At 43.3% G+C, this 11,047-nt stretch carries 8 protein-coding genes and 1 pseudogene; 3 read left to right on the top strand and 6 right to left on the bottom strand.

What is annotated here, in order from left to right; all coding sequences use genetic code 11:
* On the top strand, window positions 1–1,134 hold a 1,134-nt coding region (locus DP116_RS23095; RefSeq protein ID WP_169157398.1), incomplete at its 5' end, for an ATP-binding response regulator.
* Between the two features lie 114 nt (window positions 1,135–1,248).
* Window positions 1,249–1,953, top strand: a complete 705-nt coding sequence (locus DP116_RS23100; RefSeq protein ID WP_169157399.1) for a diacylglycerol/polyprenol kinase family protein — start codon at window positions 1,249–1,251, stop codon at window positions 1,951–1,953.
* A 252-nt stretch (window positions 1,954–2,205) separates the two neighbouring features.
* Here DP116_RS23100 and DP116_RS23105 read toward each other — a convergent pair whose 3' ends face one another.
* The gene (locus tag DP116_RS23105; protein ID WP_169157400.1) at window positions 2,206–3,057 is read right to left on the bottom strand and encodes a restriction endonuclease; all 852 of its coding nucleotides are present in this window, start codon (window positions 3,055–3,057) and stop codon (window positions 2,206–2,208) included.
* Between the two features lie 89 nt (window positions 3,058–3,146).
* Window positions 3,147–6,023, bottom strand: a complete 2,877-nt coding sequence (uvrA, locus tag DP116_RS23110; protein WP_169157401.1) for an excinuclease ABC subunit UvrA — start codon at window positions 6,021–6,023, stop codon at window positions 3,147–3,149.
* 212 nt (window positions 6,024–6,235) lie between these two features.
* Between uvrA and DP116_RS23115 the strand changes: the two are divergent.
* Window positions 6,236–6,878, top strand: a pseudogene (locus DP116_RS23115) (Uma2 family endonuclease).
* Between the two features lie 6 nt (window positions 6,879–6,884).
* On the opposite strand, the gene DP116_RS23120 reads toward DP116_RS23115, so the two are convergent.
* From DP116_RS23120 to DP116_RS23135, 4 genes are all read right to left on the bottom strand, one after another.
* A complete protein-coding gene (locus DP116_RS23120) occupies window positions 6,885–7,295 on the bottom strand; it encodes a PIN domain-containing protein (RefSeq protein ID WP_169157402.1) in 411 nt (136 codons plus the stop codon).
* Window positions 7,292–7,534 carry a FitA-like ribbon-helix-helix domain-containing protein gene (locus DP116_RS23125; RefSeq protein WP_211173460.1) on the bottom strand — a complete coding sequence of 81 codons (243 nt, stop codon included), beginning with the start codon at window positions 7,532–7,534 and terminating at the stop codon, window positions 7,292–7,294. Before DP116_RS23125 ends, DP116_RS23120 begins: the two co-directional genes overlap by 4 nt.
* 69 nt (window positions 7,535–7,603) lie before the next feature.
* A complete protein-coding gene (locus DP116_RS23130) occupies window positions 7,604–7,813 on the bottom strand; it encodes a FitA-like ribbon-helix-helix domain-containing protein (protein WP_169157404.1) in 210 nt (69 codons plus the stop codon).
* A gap of 166 nt (window positions 7,814–7,979) precedes the next feature.
* On the bottom strand, window positions 7,980–11,047 hold a 3,068-nt coding region (locus DP116_RS23135), incomplete at its 5' end, for a beta strand repeat-containing protein (protein ID WP_169157405.1).

An 11,047-nucleotide genomic window follows, 5' to 3' on the forward strand; every position in this document is an offset into this window, starting at 1 on the left:
ACCCTCTCTCACGAACTCCGAACACCGCTGAATGCAATCCTAGGTTGGACTCAGATTTTGCGTAGAGGAAAAATTGGTCCTGCGGAATTGAAAAAGGGGCTGGAGACGATTGAGAGAAACTCGCGAGCGCAAGCACATATTATCGAAGACCTTTTGGACATGAGCCGAATCATCTCGGGTAAAGTTCAACTTAATGTTAAGAATGTTAATCTTCGCTCGGTTATTGAAGCAGCGATTGAATCTGTCCTTCCATCTGTGCAAGCCAAGAACATACGACTTCAAACAGTTTTTGATGCGCTTCCTATTTTCATAACTGGTGATCCGAACAGATTGCAACAAGTCGTGTGGAATCTTCTTTCCAACGCCATTAAATTCACCCATTCGGGTGGAAGGGTGCGGGTGTTGCTTGAAAAGATGGATAAACATGTTGAGTTAATAGTCAGTGATAATGGTCAAGGCATCAAATCTGAGTTTTTGCCATACGTTTTCGACCGTTTTCGGCAAGCAGATTCTTCCACAACACGCAAGTTTGGCGGTTTGGGGTTAGGGCTTTCAATTGTCAAGCAACTCGTTGAGCTTCATGGAGGAACCGTACAAGCAATAAGCCCAGGAGAGGGACAAGGAGCTACATTTACTGTCCTGCTTCCACTCGTTCATAGAGAAAGCAATAGTAATGCACCAGCAGTTGCATACAGTTTTGATGATGACAGACTCACGACGACTCAATGTGAGGAAACAAACCTTCAAAGTACGAAAGTTCTCGTAGTTGATGATGAAATCGATGCTCAAGAGTTGGTCAAGAGAGTTCTTGAAGAGTGCGGGGCTAACGTCCTGACTGCTTCCTCAGTGGATGAGGCGCTTGAGCTTGTACAAACCCAGAAACCTCACGTGGTAGTGAGTGATATTGGTATGCCCGGAAAAGACGGGTATGAGTTTATCCGCAGACTGCGAGGACTTCCATCATCCATGGGAGGAGATATTCCAGCTGCAGCAGTCACCGCCTTTGCTCGTTTTGAGGATCGAATTCGTGCTTTGCGCTCTGGCTACCAAACGCATGTTGCTAAGCCCGTTGAGCCAGCAGAACTCATCGCAGTTGTCGCGTCTCTTGCTGGTCGTCATGACTCTCACATTTAGGTTATCACGGATGAGCTGATTATTTTTGGTGAACTTCTAGACTCAGCGCCTTCGACACAGCTACTCTACTTCATAAGGGAAATTTGCCGTGTTTAAATCTTAGGTGCTGAGTCTATGTTGTTTACTGCTTTAGGTATTAGTCCGCTACTAGGAAATCTCATAGCAACAGCGCTAACGTTTGTTTATGTGTTTGGGCTAGTAGCGCTGTTGAATATTTTTGTAAAAAATTTAGGACTACCGCAAGATATCAGCCGTAAAATTACGCATATTGGTGCTGGGTCGGTTATTGGTTTTTTGCCTCTTTACAGTGATTTACATTGGTCGAAGTACTTGAATGTGGCGATTTTTGTGGTGTGGATAGTTCTCCTTGTACAGAAAGGGCTATTTGCTCAACCAGACGATGAAGCTGTTAATACTATGACTCGCACAGGCGATAGGCGTGAACTTCTCAAAGGACCGCTTTATTTTGTGATTGTGGCAACTATTTGTGGAACACTGCTGTATAAAACTTTTCCTGGAATTGTCGCAATGACAACTCTCGGTTGGGGCGATGGTGTTGCACCGATAATTGGCTCTCAATATGGCAAACTCAAATACACAATTCTTAGTAACAAAAGCTGGGAAGGAAGTTTTTCAATGTTTGTTTTTGCTTTCGCCGCCAGCGTCTTTTTTGTTTGGCTGATTATACCAGGTCAACTAAATCTTATCCGGATTTTATTGCTAGCATTTATTGCCACAGTTGTTGAAGGATGTAGTCCAAAAGAGATTGATAACATCCTTATTCCAGTAGTGGTTTTTGTGGCGGCAAGTTTTATCTGATGAAATTATCAACATACTCTATACCAGTCCTAAATGATTCGTGAAACTTTTTTTGATTGGCGTTCTTGGCGACGCCAGTCGCCTCAAGTCGGGAGACCCGCCCACGGCGCTGGCTCGTCTATGTCCTGCGGACACGCTGCGCTAAGGCGGTTTGTAAAAAAAATAATTTTCACAAATGAAATAGGATTGCTATAGCTGTAAAGTTATTACTGCAAGTTGTAGTTGGGGAAAACAAACTGCATTATTAGATTATTAGTCAATAAGCAGCCAACGAGGTTTAGATTCATTGTCGTCTGTAATTTTTTCTGCGCTCTCCTTAACCTTCGCAGATAACATCTGTAATTCTTCTATACTAGCATTGTTCTCTAGAGCTAAAATGTAATTCATGAGAGATAACTGAAGTCCTATTTGTGCTTGTAAATAATTTAAAAATACACTCCAGTTGTAAAGCCCCATATCTATTTCAAAAGGTGTATATTTATCACAGTTTCCAGAAATAGTTTGTTTGACATCTTCTAAAAAAAATTTAAAATCATCTATTTGGGAAATTTCGTCTTCTGTCATCAAGTAGCGATAAGCAATTGCTGGATATAAAGGATTATCTCTGGCTTGTTTAGGGTTCTCAGGTAAAATATCATTGATAGATGGAGGTAGTATTCCTAAACTAACAGCAGCTTTTCTAGTAGAAGTTTTAGATAAAATGAAGCTTTCAATATCTTTTCTTTCCCAAATGTTAACTCTGACATTTGGATTATTCTTCTTCCAACTGTCAATAAAATCTCTACAAGGATTAGTTAAATGACTGGAAGTAGCAATAACAAAAACAGATGGTTTTTCTGCCATTGCCCAACTCAAAGCTGGCATAATATCTGTTGGAGACACACCAGATTGATAATGCTTTGCTTCAATGAAATAAATTTCTTGAACAAATTCTCCAAAAGTGTCTTGAATCAGGAATGTAGCTTGAATATCTCTGCCTTTACCTCCTGTATCACTTCGCCATATAATTTGAATTGGATTTTTAGCTTTGACTATCTCATATACAATTTCTTCAAATTGTTTGTCGTCAATTACAGTCCAGTTAAATTTTCTTGCTAGTGACATAATTACTTTTTTTAGTCTTAAGGAAGAATAAGGTATTGCAATTTGTTGTTCACAATAAAGGGAATGGTACATTATGTACCACCCACACACTATACCTTTGCTCGGGAATACTGTTGCAACACCTGCTTAACATACTGCCCAGTATAGGACCTAGAATTCTGAGCCACCTCCTCTGGTGTACCTACAGCAATCACCTCTCCCCCTTTATCGCCACCTTCTGGTCCCAAATCTATCAACCAATCAGCACAACGAATCACATCTAAATTGTGTTCAATCACTAAAATCGAATTGCCTTTATCCACCAAACGTTGCAATACATCTAACAACTTATGGACATCATAAAAAGATAAACCTGTTGTCGGTTCATCAATCAGATAAAGTGTCTTACCTGTAGCCCTGCGAGAAAGTTCTGTTCCTAACTTCACCCGCTGCGCTTCACCACCAGATAAAGTGGTCGCTGGTTGTCCAAGATGAATATATCCCAACCCAACATCAACCAAAGTTTGCAATTTAGCCTGAGCTTTGGGAATGTTTTTAAAAAACTCCAAAGCCTCCTCAACAGTCATGTTGAGAACATCAGAAATAGACTTGTCTTTGTACTTCACCTGCAAAGTTTCGCGGTTATATCTTGCACCTTTGCAAACTTCGCACTGTACATAAACATCTGGCAAAAAGTTCATTTCAATCACATTCACGCCCTGTCCGCTGCAAGCTTCACAGCGTCCACCTTTAACATTAAAGGAAAATTGCCCTCGTTTATAACCTCTTGTTTTCGCTTCAATTGTTTCTGCAAACACTTCGCGAATAACATCAAAAACACCTGTATAAGTCGCTGGGTTAGAACGTGGTGTTCTACCAATAGGTGATTGATCAATGACAATGGCTTTGTCAATAGTATCTAATCCCTTAATTGCATCTATCTCTTTAGGAAATGGAACTTTGCGAGTTAGATGATGTTGCAGTGCGGGGTAAAGTAACTCATTAATTAAGGTAGATTTACCGGAACCAGAAACACCAGTCACCGCGACAAGTTTACCCAAAGGTATTTCTACATCTATATTCCTGAGATTGTTGCGACGAGCATTTTTGATGACCAAACTCAGCCCATTTCCTTCTCTGCGTTCAGCTGGAGTTGTAATCACCCGCCGTCCAGACAAATATGCACCCGTCAGCGACTCTTCCGACTTTAACAATGCTTGCAAATCACCTTCAGCGACAATATTCCCCCCATGAATACCTGCGTTAGGACCAATATCAACAAGGTGATCAGCAGCACGAATCGTTTCCTCATCATGCTCTACTACAATCAACGTATTACCTAAATCCTTTAACTTTGTTAAAGTTTTCAGCAACCGCCCATTATCTCGTTGATGCAAACCAATACTCGGTTCATCCAAAACGTACAAAACGCCAGTCAAGCCAGAACCAATTTGAGTTGCTAGACGAATTCGTTGTGCTTCCCCGCCCGAAAGCGTCATCGCTGGACGATCTAGTGTCAGATAATCTAACCCCACATCTAACAAAAATTGCAATCGTGCTCTAATTTCTCTCAATACCAAATCTGCAATTTGCATCTGACGTTGACTCAACTCTAACTTATCAATCCTCTCCCGACACTCGCGAATTGAACTACCAGTCAGATCCAAAATTTGGTACTGTCCTAATCGCACCGCCAACGCCTCCGGTTTCAACCGCTTCCCCTTACACACCGGACACTGCTGGTCTATCAAAAACTGTTCTAACTTTTGCTTAATTAACTCCGAACTTCCATCATACTGCCTTTGCAACATCGGCAGCACCCCTTTAAACCCTGAGTTCTGCGACTTGTGTGTCTCTGCAGTTCCATGCAAAATGACGTTCTGTTGTTCCTCAGTCAACTGACTCCACAATGTCTGCAACTCAAACCCAAATTCCTGACCTACCTTATACAACAATTCTATATAATAGGAATTCTCTTTCTCCGACCAAGGAACAATCGCAGAATACACAGGTGCTTTTGGATCAGGAACTACCAACTCTGGCGAAAATCTTCTTAAACTCCCAATCCCGTGACAGTGCGAACAAGCACCATAAGGAGAATTAAACGAGAACAAGCGCGGTGATAATTCATCCATAACCGCCCCGTGTTCCGGACAAGCAAAGTTCTCGGAAAAGACCAATTCTGAGGGTAAGTCTTGATTATCTGTATCTTTTATAATTTCAATTGCCGCAATTCCACTTGATTGTTTGAGACAAGTCGTCAGAGAATCAACCAAACGCTCCTGAATAGAGGGCTTTTTCACTAGACGGTCAATAACCACTTCTATGGTATGTGTAACATTTTTATCCAGATCAATTGCGTCAGAAAGTTCTCGTACCTCGCCATCCACCCGAACACGGACAAAACCTTGGGAAGCTAAACCTGATAACAGCTTGGTATGAGTTCCTTTTTTACCCCGGACGACAGGCGCAAGGATTTGAAAGCGGGTGCGATCTGGAAGTTCTAGAATGCGATCGCACATCTGATCTATCGTCTGAGGAGCAATACAGCGATCGCATATCGGACAATGAGGTTCACCCGCCCGTCCAAACAACAACCGCATATAATCATAAATCTCCGTCACCGTCCCCACCGTGGAACGAGGGTTATGGGAAGTAGACTTTTGATCAATGGAAATTGCTGGACTTAAACCCTCTATCGCCTCCACATCAGGTTTTTCCACCTGTCCCAAAAATTGTCGTGCATAAGCGCTGAGGGATTCTACATAGCGGCGTTGTCCTTCTGCGAAAATAGTATCAAATGCTAGGGAAGACTTGCCAGAACCAGAAACGCCAGTAAAGACAATTAGGCGATCGCGTGGCAATTCCAAATCAATATTCTTGAGATTATGCTGCCTTGCACCGCGAATGCGGATGGTGTTTTGGTTGTCCCTGGAGTTGGGAAGATGTCCATTTAAGGACGTGGCTATCTGCTGGCTATTTGACATATTGGCGCGTTGAGAGAAAGCAGTAGGGGCGAAACAGTTCTTAATGTTATCATTGTCAGCTTTACTATGGTAGAACAATAGTACTGCTTTAGGTGGCGATCGCCCGTATGTGCCCAGAAGGTTTTTTTGTGCGAAAACCTTCTCCCCAAATCTCCGATTTGGGGCACTCTGCTCCGCAGAGTGGGGCACAGGGCGCGCCAAAGGCGATCGCCATGACTACTACCACAGCTAAAAAACTAACTTTTGAGGAATTTCTAGAACAGTACCCAGATGGCTTAGGCATTTATGAACTTGTGAATGGGCAAATTGTACAGGTTGAACCGACTAGAGCGCATAAAAATGTAGCGCGATATCTTGTCAAGTCTTTCGACAGAGAGATTGAACGTTTGGGACTTGATTACATTGTTGACAAGGATATTGTCGTTAAAACTGTAACAAATTTTCTTAAAGAGCAAGGCAGAAACCCGGATGTGAGTGTAGTGAGTGCATCAAAGTGGAACTCAAATGTAATGGCATATGGTGCTTTGACTGAACCAATCCAGCTAGCTGTGGAAGTCGTCTCAACGAATTGGGAAGACGATTACGTTGATAAGCTAGACGAGTATCAACGACTCGGTATCCCTGAGTATTGGATTGTGGATTATTTGGCGTTAAGCGTAGCTCTCCGAAGGAATCGCTTCTAGAAGTTATTTGGGTAATCCCAAAGTCCCTACGATTTTTGTTTACCAATTGGTAGAAGATCAATATCAAGTCCAAAAATTTACGAGTGATGAGCGCATTGTATCGCCCACTTTTCCAGAACTAGAGCTAACTGTTGAGATGGTTGTGAGCGCAAGCCAAATGCGAAAACTTTGACTCCTGTTACGCTAAGTTTTGTAAAAATGTTGCCATTGGAATTGCAACTAATGGGAAACTCGCAATCAGTTTGCGATCAGCTGTAATGAGAGGCACTCCCAACTGTTGTGCCAAGACAACATATTCACAGTCATAAGCAGAACAACCTGATTCAAAAGTAAGCTGTAGAACTGCTATGGCATCAATTGCATACTCACCCTGCTGCATCAAGGTTTCTGCTTCCTGGTAAATCTGAATGGCATCCTCTAAACAGAGGTATCCTTGACGCAGATACAACGCCAGAACGTTACGGAATTCGGATCTCCAAAGATAAGGAGCCACCCATTGTGGATCTTGTTCATAAACTGCTTCTGCTTGTTGCGTTTGTTCACCCTGCAAAAAGAAGTAGGCGATGACATTCGTGTCTACAACAATCACAGCCTTCCCTCGTTTTTCGCCTCAGACAACTCTGTTTGTGTTAACAGATGATTGACTGTTTTCTGGCGAAGAGTACGAACTCTATCCAAAACTTCAGTATTCTTGAGTTTTGGAGTTGCTACCGCTTGTTCTAAACAAACTAGAATTTCGCTATTTAGACTACGACGATTATGAGCGGCGTTTTGCTTCAGTTTGTCGTAAAGTGTTTCTGGAATATTTTTAAGGGTTAACGTGACCATACACATCAGGGATAACAATGGAACTATTATGGAACCATAATGGAACCATAATAACTCAAAAAGTAAATGTCAAGTACTAAGTAAAAAGTCAGTATCCTCACCAACATCCGGCATCGACTGCAAAAGTTGTTTCAGTGATGATTGAGAAGAACGCTCAAGCAAAACTGCTTCCAGAATCGCCCGATGTTCCGCTTCGGCAGAACGACCATTTTGAGCAGCTCTAAGCTTCAATCGGCGAACTACCTCCTCATCTAAGTTACGAACGATGAGTTGTGCCATAGCTTTTTTTTCACGCTTGTGCTAAGAAATCTTACTTAATGATAGGATTGATATCATTTTTTTCTACTTTTTGTTGTTGAACGTTTCCACATCTTGCGGGGCTTGTCTTCGACATCGCTCTTTGGGTACTGCGCTGTGCGCGGCTCTCCATAATTGGAGTACTGTTTTATCTTGCTAAGCAGGTAGCAGGAGTAGTCCCCAAATTATTGGTACTGGAGCCATTGGAAACCAGCGTCACTTCGCCCTTACCGTTGAATACCCAACCCGTAGCAGGTATAATTTCAACTGTATCAGACTCAGACTTTGGTTTTGTTGCTGTCGTTTTAGAATCTAGTCGCTGTGCTGTCGTCGCACCTAAACGAGTATCTTCCCAGACTGCATCACTGCTGAGGGGTTCATCAGGACTGGGAGGTAAACCACCGCGTCCAGTCACTTTAAAGTCACTTGCATTTGGTTGATCAAAAGCAGAACAACCTTGGGCAATTTGCTTGGAGGGGTCAAATACATCTGCGGGTAAGGAGACGAAACTGTAACTGAGGTCAGCATTGGGGTTGTTGATGGTAATTAGACCATCTAATTGCGGTCCACCTTCTTGGGAAACAGCGGTAATGTCATTTGTTGGTAATTTACGCGGATCTCGATCAGTAGGAGGCAACCCTTCAAGGTCATCCCTACTGAGTGGCTTAATTTCATAAATACCAGCAGCTTTGATTTTGACTACGCCACCAGATCCATTGAAGGCATTGGCAGTGATGTCGTTGTTTTGTCCTGGGAATGCGACGATAAAACCCTTAGGGGTATTGATTTCGATCTTGCCACCATTGCCGCCAGCTTGTGCAGTACCCGCAGTGGCAGAGATGAGACTCCCACCGCGTAGCAGCAGTAAATCCCTTATTTGCAGCGTAATATTGCCACCATTACCTGATGCAGATTCAGCAATGAACCTTCCGGAGTTGTCCAACCGAATTTGGGGTGAGGTAACTTCAATGTCTCCGGCGCTTCCTGAACTTTGAGAACGAACAAACAAACCACTGGCTGGTTTGTTAACTTCATCTACACTAACATTATCTACACCTTTTGTGGCAAAAGCATTTGGAACTTTTGTGCCAAATTTTTTTACCCGGTCAACATAAGTAGCATCTGTGCCATTAACAATTATCCGGTCAGTAGCATTGACCGTAATCTTACCGGCTCTTCCATTACCAGAGGAGGTGGCGAGCAATTGTCCTCCATTGAGGACCTCAACCAGTTTTGCTGTCACTGTAATACTGCCACCTTCACCATCATTAAAGGTTTGTGCATTCAACACTCCACCATCAGATGTGCGAAAGGCGTTCGTATCTACAATGATATTGCCACCTTTGCCTGTAGAAGTGGTAGATGTAAATAAAGCACTAGAGGAGCCGCTGATGGAGCTAGTTCCAAAAACACTGATAGAATTGTTTGCCTTGATTTGAATATTACCTGCATCCCCTTTTCCTGCGGTATCGGCATAAATTTGAGCGCCATTGGTCACAGATAATTCACCTGTGGTAATTTGGATGTTTCCTCCCTTTCCTTGTGCACCATTTACCACATAGCTGGCGGCATAACTGTTGAAAGTGTAGACTCCATCGACAACACCATCAAAAGAGACTCTTTTACTGGCATCGATAATCACATTACCCGCGTCCCCTTTTCCATAGGTACTGGCTTGAAGTTGAGCGCCATTGGTCACAGACAGTTCACCTGTGGTAATGTAGATACCCCCGCCGTTTCCTTCTCCTCCCTGTCCCACATCACCGAAGGCAGCACTGGGGTACTGACGATCACGAACGCCATCGAAAGAGACATTCTTGCGGGCATTGATAATCACACTACCTCCATCCCCTTTTCCATTGGTAGTGGCTTGAAGTTGAGCGCCATTGAAGACAGAGAGAGAATCAGCGTTAATGCGAATGTTCCCGCCCTTGCCTTCTCCCGTTTGTCCTACAATGCTGAAGATGGAACTGCCATCGAAAGAGACATCTTTGCGGGCATCGATAATTACATTACCTGCATCCCCTTTTCCATTGGTAATGGCTTGAAGTTGAGCGCCATTGAAGACAGAGAGAGAATCAGCGTTAATGCGGATGTTCCCGCCGTTGCCTTCTCCCTTTTGTCCTACAATGCTGAAGATGGAACTGCCATCGAAAGAGACATCTTTACTGGCATCGATAATTACATTACCTGCATCCCCTTTTCCATTGGTATAGGTTTGAAGTCGAGCGCCATTGGTCACAGATAATTCACCTGTGGTAATTTGGATGTTTCCTCCCTTTCCTTGTGCACCATTTACCACATAGCTGGCGGCATAACTGTTGAAAGTGTAGACTCCATCGACAACACCATCAAAAGAGACTCTTTTACTGGCATCGATAATCACATTACCCGCGTCCCCTTTTCCATAGGTACTGGCTTGAAGTTGAGCGCCATTGGTCACAGACAGTTCACCTGTGGTAATGTAGATACCCCCGCCGTTTCCTTCTCCTCCCTGTCCCACATCACCGAAGGCAGCACTGGGGTACTGACGATCACGAACGCCATCGAAAGAGACATTCTTGCGGGCATCGATAATCACACTACCTGCATCCCCTTTTCCAAGGGTAGCGGCACTCAGTTGAGCGCCATTGAAGACAGATAGAGAATCAGCGTTAATGCGGATGTTCCCGCCGTTGCCAGCTGCTCCTGCGCCCACATTATTGAAGATATAACTATTTACAACTTTTATTTGTTCTGTAGCACCCAGTGTAATATCTCCTGCCTTTGCTCCAGCATTACCTAAGCCTTCGCCAAAACCAGCAATCAGTTGGCTTCCAGAAACCTCTAAATTGCGCGAGTTGATTACAATATCTCCTCCACCACCTGCTTGTACAAATACACTAGCGCCATTGGTTAAAGATATATCTGCTCGTGTACTAGAAGCAGGAAAGTCCAAGCTTAATTTATTGCCATCCACATTTAGCCCCACATTTCCAGGAGAAATTAATCCTCCTAACTCAACTCTTCCACCATAAGCATTCAGTCGTCCACCTTGCATGCTAATGTTGCCACCCACTAGTAGCAAACTTTTACCATCCGGAACACGTAAACCAAATGCATCAAATCCTGCTGGGTTTTTTCCGGCTGATGCTGAGTTATTTTCAATTCGTGCAGCAGCTGCTATTTGATTGAAAAATAAAGCTGAAGGATTTACCGTTAGCAGTGCAGGATTAT

This window comes from Brasilonema bromeliae SPC951, from assembly GCF_012912135.1.
In the GTDB taxonomy this organism is placed as follows: domain Bacteria; phylum Cyanobacteriota; class Cyanobacteriia; order Cyanobacteriales; family Nostocaceae; genus Brasilonema; species Brasilonema bromeliae.